The 26209-nt window shown below is 32.2% G+C and carries 20 protein-coding genes; 6 read left to right on the top strand and 14 right to left on the bottom strand.

Going from position 1 to position 26209, the window contains the following annotated elements; all coding sequences use genetic code 11:
* Window positions 1-4: 4 nt before the first annotated feature.
* The 8 genes from HSX10_RS01660 to mraZ form a co-directional block, all read right to left on the bottom strand.
* Complete coding sequence (locus tag HSX10_RS01660) at window positions 5-1195, bottom strand: FtsW/RodA/SpoVE family cell cycle protein (protein WP_173586459.1); 1191 nt, start codon at window positions 1193-1195, stop codon at window positions 5-7.
* A gap of 84 nt (window positions 1196-1279) precedes the next feature.
* Entirely contained in the window at window positions 1280-2611 is a 1332-nt protein-coding gene (murD, locus tag HSX10_RS01655) for a UDP-N-acetylmuramoyl-L-alanine--D-glutamate ligase (protein ID WP_173586458.1), read from the bottom strand.
* Window positions 2611-3852: a phospho-N-acetylmuramoyl-pentapeptide-transferase gene (mraY, locus tag HSX10_RS01650; protein WP_173586457.1), complete on the bottom strand. Its 1242-nt coding sequence runs from the start codon at window positions 3850-3852 to the stop codon at window positions 2611-2613. Before mraY ends, murD begins: the two co-directional genes overlap by 1 nt.
* Window positions 3853-3873: 21 nt before the next feature.
* Window positions 3874-5337: a UDP-N-acetylmuramoyl-L-alanyl-D-glutamate--2,6-diaminopimelate ligase gene (locus HSX10_RS01645; RefSeq protein WP_173586456.1), complete on the bottom strand. Its 1464-nt coding sequence runs from the start codon at window positions 5335-5337 to the stop codon at window positions 3874-3876.
* Window positions 5334-7298: a penicillin-binding protein gene (locus tag HSX10_RS01640; RefSeq protein ID WP_173586598.1), complete on the bottom strand. Its 1965-nt coding sequence runs from the start codon at window positions 7296-7298 to the stop codon at window positions 5334-5336. Before HSX10_RS01640 ends, HSX10_RS01645 begins: the two co-directional genes overlap by 4 nt.
* Before the next feature lie 57 nt (window positions 7299-7355).
* Window positions 7356-7676, bottom strand: coding sequence for an FtsL-like putative cell division protein (locus HSX10_RS01635; protein ID WP_173586455.1), 321 nt, complete (start codon window positions 7674-7676; stop codon window positions 7356-7358).
* Complete coding sequence (gene rsmH, locus HSX10_RS01630; protein ID WP_173586454.1) at window positions 7673-8569, bottom strand: 16S rRNA (cytosine(1402)-N(4))-methyltransferase RsmH; 897 nt, start codon at window positions 8567-8569, stop codon at window positions 7673-7675. The genes HSX10_RS01635 and rsmH overlap by 4 nt, the downstream gene beginning before the upstream one ends.
* Window positions 8556-9026, bottom strand: coding sequence for a division/cell wall cluster transcriptional repressor MraZ (mraZ, locus tag HSX10_RS01625; RefSeq protein WP_173586453.1), 471 nt, complete (start codon window positions 9024-9026; stop codon window positions 8556-8558). The genes rsmH and mraZ overlap by 14 nt, the downstream gene beginning before the upstream one ends.
* Window positions 9027-9312: 286 nt before the next feature.
* Between mraZ and HSX10_RS01620 the strand changes: the two genes are divergently transcribed.
* Window positions 9313-10077, top strand: coding sequence for an alpha/beta fold hydrolase (locus tag HSX10_RS01620; protein ID WP_173586452.1), 765 nt, complete (start codon window positions 9313-9315; stop codon window positions 10075-10077).
* 144 nt (window positions 10078-10221) lie between these two features.
* Window positions 10222-10839, top strand: a complete 618-nt coding sequence (gene yihA, locus HSX10_RS01615; RefSeq protein WP_173586451.1) for a ribosome biogenesis GTP-binding protein YihA/YsxC — start codon at window positions 10222-10224, stop codon at window positions 10837-10839.
* A 2-nt stretch (window positions 10840-10841) separates the two neighbouring features.
* On the opposite strand, the gene HSX10_RS01610 is transcribed toward yihA, so the two are convergent.
* Both HSX10_RS01610 and HSX10_RS01605 read right to left on the bottom strand, forming a co-directional pair.
* Entirely contained in the window at window positions 10842-11936 is a 1095-nt protein-coding gene (locus HSX10_RS01610) for an ABC transporter permease (RefSeq protein WP_173586450.1), read from the bottom strand.
* Window positions 11937-12015: 79 nt separating this feature from the next.
* Window positions 12016-14175 (bottom strand): carboxy terminal-processing peptidase, encoded by a 2160-nt coding sequence (locus HSX10_RS01605; RefSeq protein ID WP_173586449.1) that lies wholly within the window; start codon window positions 14173-14175, stop codon window positions 12016-12018.
* Window positions 14176-14490: 315 nt separating this feature from the next.
* Here HSX10_RS01605 and surE point away from each other — a divergent pair, with 315 nt between their 5' ends.
* From surE to HSX10_RS01585, 4 genes are all read left to right on the top strand, one after another.
* Window positions 14491-15258 (top strand): 5'/3'-nucleotidase SurE, encoded by a 768-nt coding sequence (surE, locus tag HSX10_RS01600; protein ID WP_173586448.1) that lies wholly within the window; start codon window positions 14491-14493, stop codon window positions 15256-15258.
* 24 nt (window positions 15259-15282) lie between these two features.
* The gene (lpxB, locus tag HSX10_RS01595; protein ID WP_173586447.1) at window positions 15283-16404 is read left to right on the top strand and encodes a lipid-A-disaccharide synthase; all 1122 of its coding nucleotides are present in this window, start codon (window positions 15283-15285) and stop codon (window positions 16402-16404) included.
* Window positions 16405-16442: 38 nt separating this feature from the next.
* A complete protein-coding gene (locus HSX10_RS01590; RefSeq protein WP_173586446.1) occupies window positions 16443-16952 on the top strand; it encodes a C40 family peptidase in 510 nt (169 codons plus the stop codon).
* A 140-nt stretch (window positions 16953-17092) separates the two neighbouring features.
* A complete protein-coding gene (locus HSX10_RS01585; RefSeq protein ID WP_173586445.1) occupies window positions 17093-19123 on the top strand; it encodes a ComEC/Rec2 family competence protein in 2031 nt (676 codons plus the stop codon).
* 7 nt (window positions 19124-19130) lie between these two features.
* Here the strand turns inward: HSX10_RS01585 and HSX10_RS01580 are convergent, their stop codons facing one another.
* The 4 genes from HSX10_RS01580 to HSX10_RS01565 form a co-directional block, all read right to left on the bottom strand.
* On the bottom strand, window positions 19131-19682 hold the full coding sequence (locus HSX10_RS01580; protein WP_173586444.1) for a thioredoxin family protein: 552 nt from the start codon (window positions 19680-19682) through the stop codon (window positions 19131-19133).
* 84 nt (window positions 19683-19766) lie between these two features.
* Window positions 19767-21887 carry a peptide MFS transporter gene (locus HSX10_RS01575; RefSeq protein WP_173586443.1) on the bottom strand — a complete coding sequence of 707 codons (2121 nt, stop codon included), beginning with the start codon at window positions 21885-21887 and terminating at the stop codon, window positions 19767-19769.
* 68 nt (window positions 21888-21955) lie between these two features.
* The gene (locus HSX10_RS01570) at window positions 21956-23785 is read right to left on the bottom strand and encodes a peptide MFS transporter (RefSeq protein ID WP_173586442.1); all 1830 of its coding nucleotides are present in this window, start codon (window positions 23783-23785) and stop codon (window positions 21956-21958) included.
* A gap of 47 nt (window positions 23786-23832) precedes the next feature.
* Window positions 23833-26034, bottom strand: coding sequence for a S9 family peptidase (locus HSX10_RS01565; RefSeq protein WP_173586441.1), 2202 nt, complete (start codon window positions 26032-26034; stop codon window positions 23833-23835).
* Window positions 26035-26209: the final 175 nt, after the last annotated feature.

Raw genomic sequence — 26209 nt, 5'->3', positions numbered from 1 at the left:
TTTATTAAATCGCTTCACTTAAAATAGATAAAGGATTATCTTCAGCATCCTCTTGTTCCTTTAACTCTTCGCGCTTAGCACTAACACTTAATATAATTCCGATGGATAAACACGTCATCCAAATCGATGTTCCTCCACTACTTATTAAAGGTAATGTTTGACCCGTAACAGGAAATAACTCTACAGCAACCCCCATATTTAACAAGGCCTGAAACACAATAGGCAAACCAACTGCCAAAACTAATAATCGACCAAAAATGGTATCTGATTTATGACTGACAACAATGATTCTTAATAACAACCACAAGTATAAACCCAATAGAAAAACACCTCCAAATAAGCCATATTCTTCAATAATAATTGCAAAAATAAAATCGGAAGAAGATTGTGGTAAAAAGTTCTTTTGAATACTTTTCCCTGGACCTAATGGTGTAATCCCCGTTGCAATCGCAATTTTAGCTTTCTCTATTTGATAATCTGCTTCTGTATCTTCTCCATTTGAAAAATTCTCAATTCTACTTATCCAAGTATCAACACGGTTGGGCATAACACCAGGAAATGCTTTTGCTACTAATATAAATATGGTTAAAGCCACAACACCGGTCAAAACCATTAACAGCAAATATTTAATTGGATACCCACCCACAAACGACAACATCATAATCATAGTAAACACGATTGCTGTTGTAGAAAAGTTAGCAGGGAGAATGAGTATTAAAATTAAAAATATAGGTGCCCATAAAGGCAAAATAGATTCTGTAAACTTAACTTCCCTATCTTTTATTTTTGACAGATATCTTGCCACATAAACCATTAAAACTACGGCTGCCAAAGTCGATGTTTGAAAAGACATACCAACAATAGGAATCTGTATCCAACGACTCGCATTTGCACCATCAATAGTGGTTCCTTGCAACATGGTAATTAACAATAACACAAATACAATAGGAATCATTACAATTGATAACCCACGGAAGTATTTATAAGGTACTTTGTGTACACCAAACATGATAACAAAGCCCAAAAACAAATGCATAAAATGCTTTATGAAGAACGAAAATGTACTCGTATTCCCTCCATGATAAGCCAAATTACTAGCCGCACTATAAACAGGTAAAAAAGAAAATATAGCCAACAATGTGACTATAGCCCAAATGGCTCTATCTCCTTTTATTTGTTTAATTAAGTTTTGCATTTACTTTTTTGTTATTCCTGTAAAACAGAAATCTAATTACTCATATCCTTTTTAAATTCCCGTTTCCACAGGAATGACAATCTATTATAAATTTCTTACTGCATTTTTAAATTGACGTCCTCTATCTTCGTAATTCTCAAATAAATCGAAACTAGCACAAGCAGGTGACAACAATACATTATCTCCAGCATCAGCTAATTTGTACGCCATCTTCACAGCCTCAGTCATAGATTGTGTTTCTACAATCACATCAACCATTTTACCGAAAGAATCCATAAGCTTAGCGTTATCAACACCTAAGCAGATGATTGCTTTTACTTTTTCGTTAATGAATTGAAATAGCTCTCTATACTCATTTCCTTTATCAACACCTCCAACGATCCAAACTGTAGGTGCAGACATACTTTCTAAAGCAAAGTACGTTGCGTTTACATTTGTAGCCTTCGAGTCATTTATATATTGAACCTTATTAATCTTTAATACGCTTTCTAAACGGTGCTCTACACCTTGAAAGTTCTCTAAACTCTCACGGATAGTTTGTTTTCTTATTTTAAGTAAATACGCAACAGTAGAAGCTGCCATTGCATTCTTTACATTGTGTTTTCCTTCTAATGCTAAATTATTTGTTGGCATAATGATTTTATTATTATCTATTGTTATTATTATCTTGTTGTTTTCTAAATACGCGCCTTGCTCAATAACTTTTGTTAATGAAAAAGGCAGTTTTTTTGATTGAATTTGATGCGTTTTCATATACTCTAAAATGACATCATCATCTGAATCGTATATAAAATAATCATCTTCTGTTTGATTCTCTACAACTCTAAATTTTGAAGCGATATAGTTTTCAAACTTATAATCGTAACGATCTAAATGATCTGGCGAAATATTAGTTATAACTGCAATTTTAGGTTTGAAATCTTTAATATCATCCAATTGAAAACTGCTGATTTCTAAAACATAGTTATCATAGTTTTTTTCTAAAATTTGCTTCGCGAAACTATCACCAATATTTCCAGCTAACCCAACATCTAATTCTTGTTTTAGAATATAATCTGTAAGTGTTGCTGTTGTTGTTTTACCATTACTACCAGTAATAGCAACTAAAGTCGCCTCAGTAAATTTTGATGCGAATTCAATTTCTGAAACTATAGTAACTCCTGCTTCACGAATTTGTTTCACCAAAGCCACTTTATCTGGAATACCAGGACTTTTCATGATGATGTCTGCATTCAAAATTTTTGATTCCGTATGCTTTTCATCTTCAAATTCAATCTCATTATTTAAAAGAACGTTTTTATATTTTTCTTTAATCTCTCCTTTGTCTGATACAAATACATCGTATCCTTTTGCTTTTCCTAAAAGCGCTGTACCTACACCACTTTCTCCTCCACCAAGAATGACTAACCTTTTCATTATCTAATTTTCAAGGTTACCATTGTTATAATAGCAAGTAAAATTCCAACAATCCAAAAGCGAGTTACAATCTTACTTTCGTGATAACCCGATTTCTGATAGTGATGATGCAATGGCGACATTTTAAAAATACGCCTACCGACACCAAACTTTTTTCTTGTATACTTAAAATAACTCACTTGCAAAACAACTGACAGATTCTCTGCTAAGAAAATTCCGCATAACACAGGAATCAACCATTCTTTACGAATTGCAATTGCGATAACTGCGATAATCCCACCAATTGTTAAACTTCCTGTATCTCCCATAAAAACCTGAGCAGGAAACGTATTATACCACAAGAAACCGATTAACGCTCCCACAAAGGCAGCGATGTAAATTGTTATTTCTTCCGCCCTTGGGATATACATGATATCTAAGTAATCTGAAAAAACGATATTACTAGAAACCCACGCAAAAATCCCTAATGTCAATACAATAATGGCTGACGTTCCTGCGGCGAGTCCATCGATTCCATCCGTAAGATTAGCACCATTAGATACAGCCGTGATAATAAAAATGGTAACTAGAATAAAAACTACCCAAGCATATTTTTCTAAACCTGGATGAATCCAAGTAATCAAATCTGAATAATCAAATTCATTATCCTTTAAAAATGGAATTGTTGTTTTGGTTGATTTCTCTTCCGGCTTAAATAACTTAGCTCCTTGCACTCCTGGGTTCGCTATTCTTAATTCATTTTGCTGTTGAATTGGCAACTTCTCCTTAATAGTAACATCATTATTAAAAAATAATGTTGCACCCACTATAATCCCTAGTCCAACTTGCCCAAGCACTTTAAACTTTCCTTTTAAACCTTCCTTATCGTTTTTGAATTTCTTGATATAATCATCTAAAAACCCAATAGCACCCATCCATAATGTCGTTACAATTAAAAGGATGATATAAATATTTTCTAGCTTAGCTAATAACAAAACAGGAATAAGCGTTGCCAGTATAATGATGATTCCCCCCATTGTTGGAGTCCCAGCTTTTTCTACTTGACCTTTTAAACCTAAATCCCTAATCGTTTCTCCAACTTGTTGCTTTTGCAAAAATCGAATAATGCGTTTACCATAAATCGTAGAAATTAACAACGATAATATCATAGCCACAGCAGCCCTAAAGGTTATAAACCCAAAAAGTGATGCTCCCGGTAATTGGAACTGTTTTTCTAGATATTCAAATAAGTAATACAACATTCTTTGTTATTGTTTTTCGTTTTATTTCTGCAATTGTTTTAAATAATCTTGAACAATTTTATAATCATCAAAATCAAAACGTTCACCTTTAATTTCTTGATAACTCTCATGCCCTTTTCCTGCAATAAGAATAATATCTTTTTCTCCTGCCATTTGGCAAGCCGCTTTTATAGCTTGCTTTCTATCTGTAATTGATAACGTCTTTTTAAAATTCTGTGGCTCAACACCCGCTTCCATTTCTTCTATTATAGTTTCAGGAACCTCATTTCTTGGATTATCGCTTGTTAATATCACTTTAGTACTTAAAGCAGAAGCGATATGCGCCATTTCTGGTCGTTTTGTTTTATCACGATTACCACCACAACCAACAACCGTAATTAGCTCTTCGTTTTTAGTTCTAATATTATTGATTGTTTCTAATACATTTTTTAACGCATCTGGCGTATGTGCATAATCAACAATCGCTGTAATTTTTCCTTCTGAAATGAAATACTGAAAACGTCCTGAGACATTTTCAAGCTCACTTATCAATCTTAATATTTCGTCTCTATCTAATCCTAATAATTCAGCTGTTCCATAAATAGCTAGAATATTATAAGCATTAAAACTTCCTATTAATCGCGTCCATAATTCACTATCATTTACTTTTAACAGTAAACCACTAAATTCATTTTCTAATATCTGCGCTCTATAATCTGCATAACTCTTTAAAGCGTAAGTATGTTTTTTCGCTTTTGTGTTCTGCAACATAACAAGGCCATTTTTATCATCGCTATTCGTTAAAGCAAATGCTTCTTTTGGCAACTGATCGAAAAATGCTTTTTTAACATCTCTATACTCAGCAAACGTTGCGTGATAATCTAAATGATCGTGAGAAAGATTCGTAAAAATTCCACCTTCAAACTTTAAACCTTCAGTTCGTTTTTGATGAATACCATGAGAACTCACTTCCATAAAGCAAAACTCTACACCTTCATCATTCATTAACTGTAAATATTTATTAATAGTCAATGAATCTGGTGTTGTATGTGTTGCTTTATATTCGTTATCACCAACCATAATTTTCACGGTAGATAGCAACCCAACTTTATAACCTGCTTTTTTAAACAACTGATATAATAAACTAGAAACTGTTGTTTTACCATTAGTACCAGTTACACCAACCAATTTTAGATTCTCAGAAGGATGTTCATAAAAATTAGCAGCCATATAAGCCAAAGCTTGATGAGAATTCTCAACTTTAATATATGTGATTCCCTTTTCTAAATTCTCAGGAAGTATTTCGCATACAATAGCTACCGCACCATCTTTAATCGCTTTTTCAATATAATTATGACCATCAGTTATAGACCCCGAAATTGCTACAAAAACATCACTAACCTCAACTAAACGTGAATCGAATTCTATTTTACCCACAGCTGCGCTTGTATCACCAATAACAGTATCTATAGTAACTTTATATAATATGTCCTTTAACACCATCATGACGCTTCTAAAACAATAGTTTGATTCGTTTGTAATTTTTCATGCTTTTTCACAGATTGCTTTTTCACAACTCCACTTCCTGTTAATCTCACTCTCACATCAATATGTAAATTCTCTAATAATGCAATTGCATCCATCGCAGGCATACCCACAACACTTGGCATTAATTCTTTATACTTTCGTGCGTTTTCGTAATAGCTTTCATAATCTTTATTCACCAAATCATCTTTAAAATCTAGCATTTTAACCTCATCTATAATTGGCGTGTCTGTATATATTTTCTGAGCAATTCTTTTAAATACTGGACCCGAAACATCTGCACCATAAAACCCTACTTTTGTACTTGGCTGATGAATAACCACGATACATGAATACTTAGGATTGTCTGCCGGAAAATAACCCGCAAAAGACGACACATATTTTCTGTCTTTTCTCCACTTTTCATAATCAGCATAATCCGTTCTTGCCGTACCTGTCTTACCAGCCATAGAAAATGTTTCTGAATACATACGTCTTCCTGTACCACGGATAACAACATTCTTCAGCATATCTTGAACTTCAGCTAAGGTTTCATCTGAACATATTTCCTCTACTATCACTTCTTTTTTAAAGACTTCGATATCCTTATCAAAAGATTTTACCGATTTTAAAAATCGAGGTTTTATTAATTCACCACCATTAGCAATAGCATTATAAAATGCCAAAGTTTGAAGCGGCGTCATTCTAAGATTATAACCATAAGCCATAGAAGGCAATGCATTTCTACTCCAGTTTGAAGCTCCAGGTTTTGGAATATCTGGTTTTCCTTCTCCAATGATAGCAACACCTAAAGGCTGATCTAATTTCCAAGAACTTAACCGATCTAAAAACTTCTCTGGCTGTTTTGCATAATTTTCATCAATAATCGTTGCTAAACCAATATTAGAAGACACCTCTAAAGCTCTTGCAGCAGAAATTTTACCAAAACCTTTACCCGAATCCGTAATTACACGCCCATGAAAAGATTTCCTTCCTTTTTTAGTATCTATAACCGTAGATGTATCAATAACCTTATCTTCTAAAGCTGCCATCATAGCCATTACTTTAAAAGTAGATCCAGGCTCATGACTCTCTCCTACAGCATAATTTAAGCGCTCATAATAACCACCTTTTTTATTTCTCCCAAGGTTTGAAATCGCCTTTATTTCACCTGTTTTCACATCCATTACAACTACACAACCGTGGTCAGCTTTGTAATACTCTAATTGTTTTAACAAAGAATGATGTGCTATATCTTGAATATTAACATCTATCGTTGTATAAACATCATAACCATCTTGAGGTTCTACTTGATCAAAATCAGCAATAGGTTTCCATTGTCCGTTACCTATTTTCTGCTTTAAACGCTTTCCGTTTGTACCTTGTAAATATTTAACACCAAAAGCACCATCGATTCCTGGTCTCGTAAAATTCCCATTTTCATCCTCTCTTTCGTAACCAATTGTACGCTCCGCTATTCCACCCATCGGATGTTCACGTTTTGTAGTTTGCTCTACAATTAAACCTCCCTTAATAGCACCAAGACTCAATAAAGGAAAATTGCGCATTCTTATATAATCTGAATAACTCAAATTTCGAGCTAATAAGAAATATCTATTTTTATTTTTTCGAGCTTTACGAATTATATTTTTATAATATGATACTGGCTTTTGCTTTTTTCTAAATAGATAAAGTGAATCTGCCAAAGCACCAATATATTTCTCGAACGTTGCATCTTTAGCCTGAACAGCATCAATTCTAATATCATATTTAGGAATAGAAGTCGCTAGCAAACTACCGTCTGCAGAATACACATTACCACGGTTTGCAGGAATATCAAAATTCTCTAACGTACGCTTATCAGCGAGTGCCCTATATTTATCACCTTGAACAAACTGAATAGTCACTAATTTAAACACCACAGCCATAGCGAATACAAACATGCAGCCTGTAACGAAATATAATCTGTGTAATATGTTTTTCTCAGTTATTGCCAAAACTTACTCTTCTTGTGATTTTACTATGATTTTTGTTGGTGGGTTTAAGGAAATCCCAATTCCTTTTTTTACGACTACCGCTTCTACAAACGATTCTTTTTTAAGCTGCATTAACTTCCCTCTTTTATCAACAAAAGCTGAACGCAATTCTTTTACTTCATTTGTTAACTTAGCTATTTGATAAACTTTTTGATCCGCACTATGCGAACTTGCTATCATAACAATTGCCAGAATAGAAATAAAAATGATGATACGCCAATTTTTAAACGAATCATCACTGACTAGAAACTTCCCTTTTAATATGCTGTATATGCCTTTTCTCATATTTTTTTAGCAATCCTAAGTTTCGCGCTCCTGGCCCTATTATTTATTTTTATTTCTTCTTTTGAAGGAACAATCAATCCACCTACTTTTTTTAAGGGAACTTCAAAATTCCCAAAAACATCTCGCTCCGGTTCTCCTTCAAACAATCCATTCCTTATAAATCGTTTTACCAATCGATCCTCTAAAGAGTGATAAGAGATAAAACTCAACCTTCCTTCTTTTTTTAAGACTTCTGGCATCTGAAGTAATAATTCTTTTAAAACTTCAATTTCTTGATTTACCTCAATTCTAATCGCCTGATAAATCTGAGCCAAAACTTTATTCTCCTTTTGATGATTTAAAAAAGGTTTTAAAACCGCCTTTAATTGCTCACTTGTTTTAATCTCTGCATTTTTCCTTTCCTCAACAATCACTTTAGCCATTGCAGGTGCATTTCGTAATTCACCATATTGAAACAAGACCGCCCTTATATCTTCTTCTTCATAATTATTAATAACCTCAAAAGCAGATAACTTACTCCCCTGATTCATTCGCATATCTAAATCCGCTTCAAATCGAGTTGAAAAACCACGTTCTGCAACATCAAATTGATGAGAAGAAACTCCGAAATCAGCCAAAACACCATCAACCTCTTTCACGCCATAAAACCTTAAAAATCTTTTTACAAATCTGAAGTTCTCATTAATAAGCACAAACCTTTCGTCATCGATAGCATTTTCTAAAGCATCTTTATCCTGATCAAAAGCATATAATTTTCCGTTAGGACCTAATCTAGATAAGATTTCACGACTATGACCACCACCTCCAAAAGTGACATCTACATAAACACCATCTGGCTTAATAGCTAAACCATCTACTGTTTCTTTTAGTAATACTGCATTATGATAATCCATTATCGTCTTCATCTTGTCCCATGACATCCTCGGCCAAATCTGCAAAATCTGAAGCCGCATCATCAATAGCTTGTTCGTATTTATTTTTATCCCAAATCTCAAGAATATTAACCGCAGACGCCAAAACCACTTCTTTAGAAATCCCAGAAAAACTAATTAAGTCTTTCGGAATCAATAAACGGCCAGCACTATCTACCTCTACAATTTTAACACCCGCTGTAAAACGTCTTATAAAATCATTATTCTTTTTCTTAAAGCGATTAAGTTTATTTAATTTTTCCATCATTTTATTCCACTCAGACATCGGATACAATTCTAAACAAGGCTGAAAAACAGCTCGCTTTAAAACAAATCCATCTTGCAAAGCTGATGAAAGCTGTTTTTTAAGCACAGCAGGTATCATTAGCCTTCCTTTAGCATCCGCTTTACATTCGTATGTCCCTATAAATGAATTCAAAAGATTTCTTTTACCACTTTAACGATTCAAATTCAAAGATATTGAAAAAAACACCACTTTTTACCACTTACTACCACATTTGTTGATAAGTTTTATATCAAATCCCATGAGATATTACTCAATGTCAATAAATTCGTCTTGTGAGCACAGTTTCTTTTGGTGGGAATTATTAACACCATCAATATCTTGTATCATTAGATAAAAAACATTGATATTTCCCACATATTATTTATATTCTGATGGAAATAGTTATATTTGTTACTAACACATAAGTACGTATTTGCAAATGGCACACCTTTTAAAAAAAGAAAAGGAATTTAGATATATTGAAGTAGGCGAAGGCAAACCAATTATTGTGTTGCATGGCTTAATGGGAGGCCTCAGTAATTTTGACGGAGTAACTAAATTCTTTAGCTCAAAAGGCTATAAAGTCATTATACCAGAGCTACCGATCTACAGCATGACACTTTTAAAAACTAACGTAAAAAGCTTTGCTAATTACCTTAGAGACTTTATTGAATTTAAAGGTCTTGAAGATGTTATCTTATTAGGAAATTCTCTTGGTGGACACATTGGTCTATACCACACAAAATTATACCCAGAAAAAATAAAAGCACTTATTATTACTGGAAGTTCTGGACTTTATGAAAGCGCCATGGGAGGCGGTTACACAAAGCGAAGTGATTACGAAGTTATGAAAAAGAAAGCTCAGGAAGTTTTTTACGATCCTGCTGTAGCAACTAAAGAAATTGTAGATGAAGTTTACGAAACCGTAAACGACAGAAACAAACTAATTAAAACTTTAGCTATTGCCAAAAGTGCTATTAGACATAATATGGCTAAGGATTTACCTAACATGGATATTCCAATCTGTATTATTTGGGGTAAAAATGATCACGTAACACCACCTGAAGTCGCTGAAGAGTTTCATGAATTATTACCAGACTCAGAATTATATTGGATTGATAAATGTGGACATGCTGCAATGATGGAGCATCCAGATGAGTTTAATAAAATTTTGTTTAGCTGGCTTGAAAAACGTGGATTCTAAAATCCCATCATAATCCTTCCTCAAAAGAAGGATATATTGTTAAGATAAAAAATTAAAAATATTCTTATCTAATATCTTCATCTTCGAAAAACATCGAAATGAATAGATAAGATTTAAAAAATTTCTGTTTTCGCAGGAAGTACCATGAAAATAAAATCAGCTGAATTTATAGTTAGTAATTCTGAAGTCTCAAAATGTCCTAAAAATAATATGCCAGAATATGCATTTATAGGACGAAGTAATGTTGGAAAATCATCATTAATCAATATGATTACTGATCGTAAAAGTCTAGCAAAAACTTCTGGACGACCAGGAAAAACACAATTAATCAATCATTTTGCTATAAATGACAGTTGGTATTTAGTTGATTTACCAGGATATGGATATGCTCGTGTTTCAAAATCTTCAAAGCAAAAATTTCAAAAATTTATTACAGATTATTTTGAGAAACGTACACAATTAGTTTCTGCTTTTGTTTTAGTAGATATTAGACATAAGCCACAACCTATAGATTTAGAGTTTATGCAATATTTAGGTGAAAGCGAAATCCCGTTTGGAATTATATTCACTAAAGCTGACAAACTGAAACCTATGGCTATTGAACGCCATGTTGAAGACTATTGTAAAGAGCTTTTAAATTTCTGGGAAGAATTACCTCAATATTTCGTAACATCTTCATCTAAAAGCATAGGAAAAGATAGCGTATTAGATTTTATAGAAGCTACTAATGAAGAAATTGAACAGCTACGTGCTAATCAATAATTCTAAGACTTTACATCTAAAGCATCACGCAAAGCATTACCCACTAACATAAAAGCCATTACCAGCAACATAATACACAATCCTGGTATTAAGGCTAAATAGGGTTTACCTAAAATAATATAGTTGTAATGATCTTTTATCATAGCTCCCCAACTTGCCATTGGTGGCTGAGCTCCAATACCTAAAAAACTCAATCCACTCTCTATTAAAATAGCTGCTGCAAAATTAGCCGCAGAAATAACAATTAAAGGCCCAAAAATATTGGGCAATATGTGTTTAGTGATTATTCTATAATCATTATAACCTAGAGCTCTTGCTGCAGTTACGTACTGCATTTCTTTAGCACTGATAATTTGCCCTCTTACAACTCTTGCCACTTCTACCCACATCGTTAAACCAACAGCAATAAAAACTTGCCAAAATCCCTTTCCTAAAGCTAAGGTTATTGCTATCACTAATAATAAGGTAGGAATAGACCACGTAATATTAATAATCCACATTATAAAAGCATCAATTTTACCTCCATAGTAACCCGCTAAGCTCCCCATTAAAAGACCTACAATTAGTGAAATAAAAACAGCTACAAAACCGATAAAGAATGAAATACGCGAGCCTATTAAAATTCTACTTAAATAATCTCTACCATATTTATCTGTACCAAAAATAAAACTTCGCGTATCTATATAATCTTTATAGTTTGAGTTAGAAAAACGTGATAGCTCAAGTTGCTTTTCTTGCCCTTGCAATCCATCTGAAGCATACTCTATATAATGCAATACATCACCTTTTACTTTATATGATGAAATTGGAATTTCGGTATCCGTATTATTTTCTCCAAAAGATAGTTTTGAAAAAATATTTTGTCCCGACTCAATACCAGAAGGAATCGTTAGCATTTCAACTTTAAAACCAGGAGATTTAGAATGAATGGACAAATGCATCTGATTCGCATTTATTGAAGCATCTGGCGCAAAAACATAAGCAAACACAGAAAGCAAGCCAATACAGGCAATTATACTCAAACTAAAAACGCCCCAAAAGTTTTTTTTAAACTTTTGAAGCGCCAGTTTTGATAATGAATTATTTTTATTAGACATCCATCTCTTAATTAGAAATCTCTAAATAAAACGTTTAAAACACGTTTCATTATATAAAATTTCTTTTAATTAAATAGTATTAGTTCTTTACTGAATTAGCTACACCACCTTTAATGGTATAAGACATTTTCATGTCGTTAAGCACATTAATAGCTTCTTCAACATATACATCTTTAGATAAACTTTTATGCCATCTATCTCGTTTCTCCATCAATATAGAATCAGCATCCATTAACTTCACCTCATATGGTAGAGACGTAAATGTTAAGTTTGTTTCATACTCTGAAAGTTTAGAAAAACGCTTAGCCTCTTCTTCATTAACTTCCATTTCCTTTTTATAGGTCTCATAGTTTAATGAATAAGATTCGCGATCTCTAATTTTCTTTACCCATTGCGCGTTAGCATCAATAAGTTTTAATTGTTGATTATCTGCCATACGAGCTTTACTTTTATTTACAGTATTATCGTAATCAAAGTAATTAGTCCAAACATCATAATCAGCAGCATCAATTTTATCCCATGGTAAAGGATTTTCTTGATCTTTTTCTCCTATATCAATATAACTGTAACGGTCCGGAACAACAACATCACTCTTTACACCTTCTAATTGTGTTGACCCTCCATTAATTCTATAAAATTTCTGTGTCGTAAATTTTAAAGCTCCAAGATCTCCATTGGTATTATTTTTCACCATACCATTTAAATCCATAACTGATTGCACAGTACCTTTTCCGTAAGTTTGTTTACTTCCTATAACAATACCTCTTTTATAATCTTGCATAGCAGCTGCTAGAATCTCTGACGCAGATGCCGAAAGTTCATTAACTAATATAACCAAAGGACCATCCCAAACAATAGCTTTATCTCTATCTTTTAGAACCTCTTTTGCTTCTCCAGTAGTTTTCACTTGCACCACAGGACCTTCTTCTATAAATAAACCTGCAATATCTACTACGGTCTGTAGAGATCCACCTCCATTATTTCTTAAATCCATTACTAAACCTTCAACACCTTCTTTTTTTAATCTGATGATTTCTTGTTTAATATCTGAAGCAGCATTTCGTTCGTTATAATCTTCAAAACTGATATAAAATTTAGGTAAATTAATAACCCCGAAAGTTTTACCATCTTTTTTTACTATTGAAGATTTAGCATAAGTTTCTTCTAACTCAACGATATCTCTTTTAATAGAAATATCTTGAATAGTACCATCTACTTTTTTTAAGGTTAAGATTACAACAGTTCCTTTAGGTCCTTTTATAAATTTAATAGCATCATCTAAACGCATACCAACAATATTAACCGCTTCTTTTTCATCTCCTTGTCTCACCTTAAGAATTTGATCACCAACTTCTAATTCATCTGCTCTCCAAGCTGGACCACCACTAATAATTTCGTTAACAACAATTCCGTCTACTTTTTTCTGTAAACGTGCACCAATGCCTTCAAATTTACCAGAGATATCTGTATCAAAACGCTCTTTGTCTTCTGGTGCAAAATAAAAAGTATGTGGATCAAATTCCTCTACAATAGCGTTGATATAAACAGCAAACCAATCGTTACGTACTCTATCATCAATATAATCATAAAGTTCATCAAGCGATTTTTTAGTTGATAATCTTGCTTCAGACTCTAGTTCCTTTTCAGATTTCTTAGACTCAACTTTCTTTGGTTTTGTTTCTTCATTAGATTCAGAATCGTTATCTACATCTTTACTAGAAATAACCTCGTCATAATTTGCAATGGTAGAAAACTTTAATTGTTTTCTCCAACGCTCTTTCATTTCACGTTTGCTAGAAACATAAGTAAGGCTTTTATAATCTGAATTATATGATTCTTCTTTAGAAAAATCAAAAGGCTTATCTAAAAGTGATTTATAAATCTCCTTAGATTCAGCAATACGCTTTAATAATCTTTCGTGTGTTAGATTAAAGAAAGATACATCGTAAGCTCTAATTTGATCATCGATTTTCTCTTTGTAAGCTTCAAATTCTTTGATATCAGATTCATAAAAATAACGTTTAAACGGATCTAAATTATTCAAATAATTTTCAAAAACATGTGCTGAAAAATCATCATTAATATCTTTTGGTTCAAAATGACCTTGATCTAGAAGATAAGTAATAAGTTGAATTAACAATTTATCTTTATCTGGATCTTCAAATTTCTTAGTTGTAAAACTGCAAGAGGCAAATGCTATTAACAGTGCCAATAATAAAAATTTATATTTCCCTTTCATTCTCTTTTTTTTGTTTTTACAAAAAAAGTCTTCATCAGCATTTAAGTCTTTTTTTCTAAAAACTTAAAATATGATTGTACTTATTTTTCTTTTTTAATTAAAGTAGGCTCTCAATTTTTCACTAAAATAGATGAAAAAACCATGCCATAAAAAATAGATACCCTATTTTTTTGTTAAAGCCAATATTACACCATTTCTAATTCAACATTAATAATTATAATTCTCACTACAGTTAAGCTAAAACAACACGTATCAATTACTATTAAACCGAAGCCTTTTTTATTACTTTTACAATTCATTAAATTTTAATACAAAATGTCTACACGTCCTTTAATTTTAGTCACAAATGATGATGGTATAACTGCTCCAGGAATAAGAACTTTGATTTCTGTAATGAATCAAATTGGAGATGTCGTAGTCGTAGCACCAGACAGTCCGCAAAGTGCCACAGGACATTCCATCACAATCAATTCTACCTTACACATAGAAAAAGTTAATATCGATGGAAAACAACCTGAATATAGTTGTTCTGGAACACCTGTAGATTGTGTAAAACTTGCGGTTAACGAAATATTAGAAAGACGACCAGATATTTGTGTTTCTGGAATAAACCACGGCTCAAACTCTTCTATAAATGTTATTTATTCAGGAACAATGAGTGCTGCTGTTGAAGCTGGTATTGAAGGAATCCCTGCCATAGGATTTTCACTTTTAGATTATAATTGGAGTGCTAATTTTGAACACTGTAAAACCTTTGTAGAAACTATTACAAGACAAGTTTTAGAACATGGTTTACCTGAAGGTGTTGTATTAAATGTGAATTTACCAAATCTAAAAAAAGAAGAAATAAAAGGCATCAAAATTTGCAGACAGGCAAAAGCTAACTGGAAAGAAGAATTTGATAAACGTACCAACCCAATGGGTCGCGATTATTATTGGTTAACTGGTAAATTTGTAAATATGGATGAAGGTGAAGATACTGATGAATGGGCTTTAGAAAACGGATATGTATCTGTTGTACCAGTTCATTTTGACTTAACTGCACACCATGCGATACAAAGTTTGAATACTTGGGAATTATAATCAACTTTTGAATAAAAAATTAAAATGAAATACTACATCATTTCTGGAGAAGCTTCAGGCGATTTGCATGGTTCTAACCTAATGAAAGCATTGTTTAAACAAGACAAAGAAGCTAACATAAGATTTTGGGGAGGAGACCTTATGCAAAATGTTGGCGGAGAATTGGTGATGCATTATAAGGAACGCCAATTTATGGGGTTTGCTGAAGTGATTTTTAATCTTAGAAAAATTTTAGGCCTTATTAAATTTTGTAAATCTGATATTGAAAAATTTCAACCTGATGTCATTATTTTTATTGATAATTCTGGGTTTAACCTAAGAATTGCAAAGTGGGCAAAAGAGCTTAATTACAAAACTCATTATTATATCTCTCCACAAGTTTGGGCCTCTAGAGCAAGCCGAGTAGAAAAGATAAAACAGAATGTAGATGCCATGTACTGCATACTACCTTTTGAAAAAGCATTCTACAAAAAGTATGATTATGATGTGAATTTTGTTGGTCACCCACTCATTGATGCCATAGCAGATAGACCTCAAGTTAATGATAGTGTTTTTAGAAAAGAAAACAATTTAAGCGATCTTCCTATTATTGCTTTATTGCCAGGAAGTAGAAAACAAGAAATCACTAAAATGCTTAGCGTAATGTTAAGCTTGGTTGATGATTTTAAAGACTATCAGTTTGTTATTGCAGGAGCACCTAGCCAAGATTATGAATTTTATAAACCTTTTATAAAACATGATAACATCAATTTTATTTCGAATAAAACTTATGATTTGCTAAGTATTTCTACAGCTGCATTAGTTACATCTGGTACAGCAACATTAGAAACGGCTTTATTTAAAGTTCCGCAAGTCGTTTGCTACAAGGCAAATGCTATTTCTTATCAAATTGCAAAACGCATTATTACTTTAAAATACATTTCTCTTGTTAATCTTATTATGGATCGCGAAGTGGTTACAGAATTAATTCAAGGTGATTTAAATAAAAAGCGACTTAAAAAAGAATTAATTGCTATTTTAGATTCTAAAAAACGAGAACAACTCTTTTTAGATTATTATGAATTAGAAAAAATATTAGGAGGAACAGGAGCTAGTGAGAATACTGCTAAATTGATTGTTTCACAAATTCAGAATCACGATAACTAAATTTCTAATCACGAAAAAGAAATTCCCAAAAACTACATATGAAAAAATTATTCCCAATCCTTTTCCTACTCATATTTGCAAGTAGCTGTAAGTCTAAAAAAACAGCTTCGAGCTCATCAAGACAAAGTCATACGATTGATGTAAACACAAACTCAAAAGCGACTTCTGAGGCAAAAACCATTGTAAAATATGCACAAACTTTTGATGGTACACGTTATAAATATGGTGGTACAACAAAAAAAGGAATGGATTGCTCTGGTTTAATTTATACAAGCTTTAAAAAATATGATGTTAGTTTACCAAGAAGTACTTCTGGACTTAAAAGTACCGGAGATTGGGTAGATGTAAAAGAAGTTAATGTTGGTGATTTATTATTCTTTGCTACGAGTAAGAATAGCAGAAAAGTAAACCATGTTGGTATAGTTACTAATGTTAGAACTGGAAATGTTGAATTTATTCACGCATCAACAAGTAGAGGTGTAATGACCTCTTCTCTAGCAGAAAAATATTGGTATTTTGCTTTTGTGCAGGCTAGACGTGTTCTTTAAATTTCAAATCTTTTATTACTAGATAATAGTATTGAAAACACCCTATGATTTCAGTATTAACTCATCTAAAGCTCTAGTTATCTTCACACTACAAACCACAACAAATAACATAAGTTGAAGATTTTTAGTAACTTACATTAATGAAGTTACTGAATTTCACTATAATACAATTAACTATTTGTCTAGTTGCAGGAATTCTTGCAGCACATTATTTTGTGCTAAATTTCTATGTTTTCTTATATCTTTCTATTGGATTAACTGTATGTATTGGCTTTTATGCTTTTCTAATAAGACATAAAATTAATCACTCTGCGCTTTTTACTATTCTCACTTATCTATGTATAATTTGTATCGGAATCACTACCTATAACTTACAAAATGATAAGCTAAGACCAAGACATTATACACATCACAATTTTAACAATAGTGTATCTAATATTACCTTTCAAATTAAAGAGCGTTTAAAACCGGACCTTTATAACGACAAGTATATTGTATCAATAAAAACAGTTAATGACAAGAAAACCATAGGTCTTTTACTGATAAATATAAAACGAGACAGTATTATAAAACCATATAATGTTGATGATCTTTTCTATACTTCAACAACATTAAAGACTATTCAGAAACCTTTAAATCCATATCAATTTGATTACAACAAATATTTAGAATTTCAACAAGTATATCATCAACTCTATCTAAATTCAACTAATATTTTACAACTTTCAAATTCTAAACATACTATTTATGGATATGCAGATTTATTACGAACTAAAATAAACTCGAAACTCATAGAGGCTGGTTTTAAAGATGATGCATTAAGTATTATGAATGCTCTTTTACTCGGGCAGCGGCAAACAATTGACAAAACGATTTACAGCAATTATGTTAACTCTGGTACAGTTCATATTTTAGCTGTTTCTGGATTGCATATTGGGATTATCTTAATAATCCTTAATTACTTATTTAAACCTTTGCTCTACCTTAAATATGGTTATTATATAAGACCTTTTATCTTGATTATCATTATGTGTAGTTTTGCTATCATAGCTGGATTAAAACCTTCTGTAACACGAGCCGTATTAATGTTTAGTATTATCACTATTGCAAGACACTTCGAACGTGGCACAAACATTTATAATACTTTAGTAATTTCTGCTTTTCTAATCCTTTTATTTAAACCTAATTTTTTGTTTTCAGTTGGTTTTCAAATGAGTTATTTGGCCGTTTTAGGTATTGTTAGCATTCAACCAAAAATCTACAACTTATGGAGACCCAAATATAAATTAACAAATAAAATATGGCAGATTTTCACTGTAACATTAGCTGCCCAAGCTGGAGTTGTGCCCATAAGCTTATTTTACTTTCACCAATTCCCTGGTTTATTTTTTATTTCGAATTTGGTCGTTATTCCATTTTTAGGCTTTATTCTAGGCTTAGGCATGATAATTATCGCCTTAGCCTTACTAAATATTACACATCATTATATTGTTGTTATTTATAGCTTTATAATAGATTGCTTAAATAACTTTATTGCTTGGGTGGCTCAGTTTGAAAGCTTTCTTTTAAGAGACATCTCTTTTACTATATCTCAAGTTATTGTAAGTTATCTGATCATTACAGCTTTAGTACAAGTATATAAATATCGAAATTTTAAATGGACAACAATTAGTCTTATTCTAATCATTGGGCTTCAAAGTATTTGTTTCTTCAACCATTATAAAACTCAAAATAATGCATTCATAATTTTTAATAAAAGCAGATACACAATTCTAGGCCAAAAACAGAATAGAACATTAAATATAAATCATAATTTAGATTCAATTCAGTACAATAATAATCAAGCTATAACCTACTATAAGGTTGGCGAATCTATAACTATTATTAACAATGATAGCTTACAAAACCTTTATCAATATAATAAGAAAACTATATTGGTGATAGATAGTCTCGCCGTGTATAAAGGCATTACATTTCAACCTGATTATATATTATTACGAAATTCTCCAAGGCTAAATTTGAACCGTGCATCAGACAGTTTAAAGCCAAAATACATCATTGCTGACGCTAGTAATTATAAATCGTATGTAAAACGATGGAAAGAAACATGTAGGCATAAAAAAATCCCTTTCCATCAAACAAATGAAAAGGGAGCTTTTATATTAAAATAATTATTTATTACTCTTTAAAAGTTGGAGTAAAAGCACTAGCATACTCATTAAACTGTTCTTGAGAAGTCATATCCTTATATTTATCACTTTCAAAAAGTTTTAAATACAACTCTAACTGTTGCGGTTTTAAGTATCCTGTAATTGGAGAAATAACACCACCTTCTTCATCAAAAAACATCATTGTTGGGTAGGCTCTAACTCGTAAAAAACTAGCAAACTCATGAGCACTATTACGTCTATTCGCTTTTGAAGGATCGTAATTAGGATTACTAAAAGTTTCGCCTTTATAAGTTACATCCTCATTTCCTTCTCCATTAAATTTAACAGCATAATAATGTTCATTAATATAAGCAGCCACATCCTCAGTTTGAAATGTATTTTTATCTAACATTTTACAAGGACCACACCAACTGGTATAAACGTCCATGAATATTTTTTTAGGTGCTTTCTCCTGAAGCTCTAACGCCTCATCCATTGTTACCCAATTAATCTCTTGGGCTATTGCTGAAAATGAAAAAGCAAAAACAGCAATCAGTCCTATAGTTATCTTTTTTATCATATTATCTTTTGTTGCAAACATTAAGCCGAACTTACAAAAAATGCTCCTAAACAGGAGCATTTTAGATATTTTTAACGGTTTTACTTATCGTACACCATGCATTAATTTCTTTAACACAGGATTTAAAAAGAAAATTAATAATCCTGCAAGAACTGGTACAATAGTAAATATTAAGAAGAATGTTGACAAGCTATATTCTTTCGTAATATTTTCAATTTGCCCTCCTAATACCGCTGCTAATTTATTACCTATAGCAATGGCCAAATACCACATACCAAACATTAGTGCAATCATTCGTCCTGGTACTAATTTACTAACATAAGATAAACCAACAGGAGATAAACAAAGTTCACCAAGTGTATGGAATAAGTAAGCTAATATCAACCAAATCATACTCACTTTTACGCCATCGACTATTCCTGCTGCACCAAAAGCAAGTAAACCGAATCCTAGTCCCATAATACTTAAACCAAGCGCATATTTAGTAGCTGCACTAGGGTTATATTTACTTTCCCACCATTTAGAGAAGAAAGATGCAAATACTATAATAAAGAATGAATTTAGAATACTAAACCATGATACTGTAATTTCAACTTCGTTTTCTCTTACTTTAGTAACCGTTGCTGCTACAATACCATTATCCCTACTTAATTCGTCTGCTTTTTTCTTGGTAGCCTCTAAACGCTCTCCATCTAAGAAACCAAACTCAGTAGCTTCATTATTTTTAGGTGCAATATTTAATTTGTCACCTACATTAAATGTTAGTGGTTCTGCTATAGAAGTAGTACGTTTTACAACTTTATGGGTAGCATCTGACTTTGTGTTTTCTGATACTGGAACATATAAAAATTGCATTTTACCATCCTTATCTACTTTTTGTATTCCATTATCATCTAAGTCTGGTTTTTCTAGAGCAGAATAAGTAACATCATAAGCAATAGTATTGTAATCTCTATTTAACATCCAACCTACAATCCCCCACATGAATAAGAAACAAATCACTAATACAATATTAGAACCTGGTATCTTACTGAATGTTTTCTTCCATAAAATGAAAAGTACATATGAAATTATAATTAATGGGATAACAGTAAGTAATGTGTTAATGACATTAAACATTGTTGCCGCTCCACCACTTAACATTCTATCTACGTTATCTCTTGCAAAAATCACTAAAGAAGATGCACCTTGCTCAAAAGACATCCAGAAGAATACCGTAAAGAATGCAAAAATGATAAATGCAATCATTCTATCTCTAACCACAGAAGTATAACGTAAAATACGTCCGATAACTAAAATTAAAAATAGCGCTAATGCAAAAAGAACTGCTGTATATTGACCTTCAAAATCTCCTATCTGTAAGAAAGAAAACATATCTACACCCGCAATTTTAGACATTGGATCATTAATAGCATAAGCAAGACCAATAATAGAAGATATTACAATTAATGCTTTATCTAAAGTTGTAAAAGGATTTGGACGTTCTTCAACTTCCGTATCATCTTCACCAACTTCTACACTTTCTTCATTTATATTCTGAGGTAATTCTACTTCATGCTCTTTAGATGGCTTAGCTCCTATTTTCCCAAATAAAGGACCAGATAACCAAAATTGAATTGTTCCAAGAAGCATAAAGACACCAGCTAATCCAAAACCATAAGACCAACCTACTTTCTCAGCTAAATACCCACAAAGCATCATTCCGAAAAAAGCTCCTGCATTTACACCCATATAATATATAGTGTATGCACCATCTTTTTTCTCCGGGTTTTTCTTGTACATATCCGAAATAATAGACGTCATAGTTGGTTTAAAGAAACCTGTACCAACTACTAATAAAAATAACCCAAAGTATAAAGAAAACTCTGTTTCTATAGCCATCGAAGCATGACCCGCTGTCATAATTAATGAACCAATAATAACAGCTGTACGATAACCTGTGTATTTATCCGCAAGCCAACCACCAATAATTGGTGTGATATAAAGTAACATAGCATAAGTACCAAAAAGTGCACCTGCATTTTCTACTGTCCATTCCCAACCTGGATTATAACCAATGGCTGCCATGGTAAGAAAATTAACCAGCAATACACGCATTCCGTAGAACGAAAAACGCTCCCACATTTCAGTAAAAAATAATACAAAAAGCCCAGCAGGATGCCCAAGGACTTTGTCTTTAAACAGATTCTCTATATCAGTATTCATAAAATAATTAATTTAGTTAGGTAAACCAAAACCCTTATGTTAGAAAAGTTACATAAGGGCAGTAGTATTTAGTCGTTTAGTTCCGGGTTAGCAAGTTCATATTGCTCTTGCTCTAAGATTTCGTGTTCATTATCTTCAGCTCCATGAGTTAATTTTTTCAATTTCTTCAAGAATAAAAGTAATAATAAACCAAATGCAACAGTAAATATTGTTAACCACATAAAGGTTGCATATTCTTGTTCACTTTGCTCTTCTTCTAAAACAAAAGAAACACCGTAATCTTTACCATCTCCTTTGTTTTCAATAATCTGAGCTTTATCCTTATCTTTTTCAAACACTATTCTTGCATGATATGGATTAGATTCTGAAACGTTATTTTCTTTTAGTGCTTCTAAAAGTTGATGTGTATTTGAATCTTCACCTTTAGATAATTCAAATAAACTATTTAAGTTCTTACCTGTTTCAAAATCCTTAAATACAACCTGACCATTTTCTGGATATACAGTAGATTTTATAATGAAATTTTTATCCTCATTAATTGGATAATCATTTGTATCTACAACCTTATTATTATCATCCTTAATTTTAAATGTTTCTTTTGAAATAAACGGTAAAACGCCCTGTTTACTCACGACCATTGTTCCACTAAACGATTCTAATTGAGAAGACTCTCCAATAGTACCAGCTAATTTGTTTCCAAAACCAGTAGCTGCAAAATAAACTCCCATCATTATAGAAGCATATTTTAAAGGTGCTAATTTTGTAATGAAAGATAAAGAAACTGGTGATGTACATAACTCACCAATAGTATGAAATAAATACGCTAAGAAAATCCACATCATAGCTGCTTTACCAAAAGTTTCAGAACTTGCTTCTTGAGAAGCAAACATCATAAATACATATCCTAGACCCATAATAATGGTACCGATTGCCATTTTAAATAATGAAGAAGATTCTCTTCCACTTTTCTTCCACCAAATCCAGAATCCACCAATAATAGTTCCGAAGATTATAATGTAACCTGCATTTAAAGATTGAAATACTGCTGCAGGAATTTCTTGCAACCAGCTTAATCCTATATTTCTATCTACTTTAGCATCTGTATAAAGATTCATTAATCCTCCAGCTTGCTCAAAAGCTCCCCAAAACACTACTACGATTAAGAAAGAGATCAATAAGACAATAACTCTATCTTTTTCAATTTTACTTAAAGGACGTTTTGAAGCTAAACGTTCTGCTTCTGTAGCTTCACTTCCACCTGTAAATTCACCAACTCCTTTTAAGAATTTTTGACCCCAAATAAATACAACTTGACCAAATAACATTCCGATACCAGCTAAACCAAACCCATAATGCCACCCGTAATAATAAGCAACTAAACCAACTGTAATACTCGCTAAAAAGGCACCTACATTAATACCGATATAAAAAATAGTAAACCCACTATCTCGTCTAATATCTCCTTCTTTATATAGACCACCAACCATTGTAGAAATATTTGGCTTAAGTCCACCAACTCCTAAAATAATTAATGCTAAACCTGTAAAAAAGGCCCAACTTTGGGGAATTGCCAAAACACCATGACCAACACAAAGTAGTAAACCACCAAACATTACGGTTTTCTTTTGTCCTAGAAATTTATCTGCAATCCATCCTCCTGGAATTGAAGCTACATATACTAACATCGTATACCAACCGTATAACCAAATAGCATCTTTATTAGACCACCCTAAACCTGGATCTATTGCTGTTGCTGAAGTTGCCATGTACAACACTAAAATTCCACGCATTCCGTAGTAAGAAAAGCGCTCCCACATTTCTGTAAAAAACAGGATAAATAAACCTATTGGGTGCCCTAATAATTCATTGTGATGCACTTCTTTAGTTGCTCTTGACATAATATTAATCTTAGTTAGTTATTTTGTTTAGTTACAAAAAGTGGTTTCTATTTTTTTGACACTTCAAGTTTATCACCTAAAGTCTCATGAATAAAGTTAGTCATCTTTTTGTATAAATGTAATCTTGTATTTCCTCCGTAAATGCCGTGATTTTTATCAGGGTAGATCATCCATTCAAACTGTTTGTCTGCCTGAACTAAAGCTTCTACCATACGCATGGTGTTTTGCACATGCACATTATCATCGCCAGAACCATGAATTAATAGAAAATCACCTTTTAATTTATCGACGTGATTAATTGGTGAATTCTCATCATAACCACTTGGGTTTTCTTGAGGCGTAGTCATATAACGCTCTGTATAAATAGTATCATAAAATCTCCAACTAGTAACAGGTGCTACAGCAATTGCCATTTTAAAAACATCATTACCTTTAAAAAGTGCGTTACTACTCATAAAACCACCGTAACTCCAACCCCATATTCCTATCCTAGAAGCATCAATATAATCTAATTGCCCTAATTGTTTAGCTGCTGCTATTTGGTCTTCAACTTCGTATTTACCTAATTCGTTTTGCGTCACCTTTTTAAAATCTGCGCCTTTAAACCCCGTTCCTCTACCATCAATACAAACCACAATGTAACCTTCTTGCGCTAGCATTTGGTACCAATAATCATTAGAACCATTCCAATGGTTAGCCACTTGCTGAGAACCTGGACCAGAATATTGATACATAAATAATGGATATTCTTTATTAGCATCAAAATCCTTTGGTTTTATAGTCCACATATTTAAATCGTTCCCATTGATAGAAATAGTACTAAATTCTTTTTCAGACATTACATAACCCTCTAATTGTTCTGTAAGATTCTTATTATCCTTAATATTCTTAATTAGCTTACCCGATTTAGATTGGTGTAAAGTGTACTCATAAGGTGTTGTTGCACTTGAAAACGTATTGATAAAATAAGTGAAATCCGCACTAAAAGACGCACTATTTGTTCCTGTTTTCTCAGTAAGACGCTTTTTACTTTTACCATTTAATTTTATAGAATACACATCTCTATTTATAGAACCGTTCTCCGTAGATTGGAAATAGATTGTATTTTCCTTCTCATTAAAACCATAATAATCGGTGACTTCCCAATCGCCTTTAGTAACTTGATTGATTAACTTTCCGTCTTTAGCATAATGATAAATATGATTAAAACCATCTAATTCGCTTGTCCAGATAAAACTATTATCCTTTAGGAATGTTAAGTTGAAAGTCACATCAATATAAGCCTTGTCTTTTTCTGCTAATACATTATTTGAAGACATTGTATTAGTATCAATCATCCAAAGGTCTAATTCATTTTGATGACGATTCATAAATTGAACGCTTAAAACATTAGCTTCATTGGTCCATTCTAATCTTGGGATATAAAAATCCTTATAAACCTTATCTACTTTAAGTTCTTTTACATTTTTAGAGTTTAAATCATATAAATGTAAAGACACTTTAGAATTCGCTTCACCTGCTTTTGGATATTTAAAAACATGTTGTGTTTGGTATAAATCAGAACCATAAAAATCCATTGAAAACTCAGGCACATCAGACTCATCAAAACGGATAAATGCAATTTGATTACTATCTGCGTTCCAATCAAAAGCTCTTACAAAAGCAAATTCTTCTTCGTAAACCCAATCCGTAATACCATTTATAATTTTATTCTTTTCTCCATCGGTAGTAATCACTTCAATCGCACCTGACTTTAAATCTTTCACGAATAAATCATTATTAAATCCATAAGCTACTTTATTACCATCGGGAGATAATGTTGGCTCTTGCACTAAGTTATCAGAAACTTTAGTTACTTTTTTTGAAGCGATATCATAAATATAATACTCACCTAAAGTCGAATGTCTAAAAACAGGCTCTGATTTTGTGGTCAGAATTATTTTAGATTCATCCGCATTAAATTTATAATCAAAAAAACCTTGAATCTCGGCTATATCAGTAGAAGAGATTAAGGTTTTAACTTTTTTTAAAGTAACGTAATCGTAAATATCTATAGTAGACGTTCGGCTTTGTCTATCAAAATTCAAAACAGAATATTGATTTCCATTCGACATTGAATGCAAAGCTTGCATCCCTTCTGTTCTAAATTCACCTGTCCAAATATCTTGAAGTGTAATTTGTTTTTCTTGAGCAAAAACTAGAGAAGTTATTAAAAGGGCAAAAATAGCAGGAAGGTGTTTCAATCTCATGTGTTAATCGTTATTATTATCCAAAGATCACACGCTTTTTACTATTAACAAACCTCATATTTAAAAGGATTTTTAGCATGCTCTTTTTCTAAAATTTAAATTTTAATAAAGCAATGCCAAGTTTACTAAAAATTATGGAAAAAACCACTATTATTAACAGTAAATCGGCTTTTGT

Origin of the sequence: Winogradskyella undariae, assembly GCF_013285155.1 — a bacterium.
In the GTDB taxonomy this organism is placed as follows: Bacteria; Bacteroidota; Bacteroidia; order Flavobacteriales; family Flavobacteriaceae; genus Winogradskyella; species Winogradskyella undariae.
Note: the sequence above shows the minus strand (reverse complement) of the source record. Positions and strands in the feature narration are given on the sequence as shown.

What these genes read in the sequence shown, in the direction of transcription:
- HSX10_RS01645 (WP_173586456.1), bottom strand. Translation starts at nt 5,337, where the DNA reads ATGATGGTGTTAAAGGACATATTATATAAAGTTACTATAGATACTGTT.
- HSX10_RS01590 (WP_173586446.1), top strand. Translation starts at nt 16,443, where the DNA reads ATGAAAAAATTATTCCCAATCCTTTTCCTACTCATATTTGCAAGTAGC.
- murD (WP_173586458.1), bottom strand. Translation starts at nt 2,611, where the DNA reads ATGAAAAGGTTAGTCATTCTTGGTGGAGGAGAAAGTGGTGTAGGTACA.
- HSX10_RS01660 (WP_173586459.1), bottom strand. Translation starts at nt 1,195, where the DNA reads ATGCAAAACTTAATTAAACAAATAAAAGGAGATAGAGCCATTTGGGCT.
- HSX10_RS01605 (WP_173586449.1), bottom strand. Translation starts at nt 14,175, where the DNA reads ATGAAAGGGAAATATAAATTTTTATTATTGGCACTGTTAATAGCATTT.
- HSX10_RS01580 (WP_173586444.1), bottom strand. Translation starts at nt 19,682, where the DNA reads ATGATAAAAAAGATAACTATAGGACTGATTGCTGTTTTTGCTTTTTCA.
- HSX10_RS01570 (WP_173586442.1), bottom strand. Translation starts at nt 23,785, where the DNA reads ATGTCAAGAGCAACTAAAGAAGTGCATCACAATGAATTATTAGGGCAC.
- mraY (WP_173586457.1), bottom strand. Translation starts at nt 3,852, where the DNA reads ATGTTGTATTACTTATTTGAATATCTAGAAAAACAGTTCCAATTACCG.
- rsmH (WP_173586454.1), bottom strand. Translation starts at nt 8,569, where the DNA reads ATGGATTATCATAATGCAGTATTACTAAAAGAAACAGTAGATGGTTTA.
- HSX10_RS01640 (WP_173586598.1), bottom strand. Translation starts at nt 7,298, where the DNA reads ATGTTTGTATTCGCTATGGCTGTGGTGTTTAAATTAGTGACTATTCAG.
- surE (WP_173586448.1), top strand. Translation starts at nt 14,491, where the DNA reads ATGTCTACACGTCCTTTAATTTTAGTCACAAATGATGATGGTATAACT.
- HSX10_RS01565 (WP_173586441.1), bottom strand. Translation starts at nt 26,034, where the DNA reads ATGAGATTGAAACACCTTCCTGCTATTTTTGCCCTTTTAATAACTTCT.
- yihA (WP_173586451.1), top strand. Translation starts at nt 10,222, where the DNA reads ATGAAAATAAAATCAGCTGAATTTATAGTTAGTAATTCTGAAGTCTCA.
- lpxB (WP_173586447.1), top strand. Translation starts at nt 15,283, where the DNA reads ATGAAATACTACATCATTTCTGGAGAAGCTTCAGGCGATTTGCATGGT.
- HSX10_RS01620 (WP_173586452.1), top strand. Translation starts at nt 9,313, where the DNA reads ATGGCACACCTTTTAAAAAAAGAAAAGGAATTTAGATATATTGAAGTA.
- HSX10_RS01610 (WP_173586450.1), bottom strand. Translation starts at nt 11,936, where the DNA reads ATGTCTAATAAAAATAATTCATTATCAAAACTGGCGCTTCAAAAGTTT.
- HSX10_RS01585 (WP_173586445.1), top strand. Translation starts at nt 17,093, where the DNA reads ATGAAGTTACTGAATTTCACTATAATACAATTAACTATTTGTCTAGTT.
- HSX10_RS01575 (WP_173586443.1), bottom strand. Translation starts at nt 21,887, where the DNA reads ATGAATACTGATATAGAGAATCTGTTTAAAGACAAAGTCCTTGGGCAT.
- HSX10_RS01635 (WP_173586455.1), bottom strand. Translation starts at nt 7,676, where the DNA reads ATGAGAAAAGGCATATACAGCATATTAAAAGGGAAGTTTCTAGTCAGT.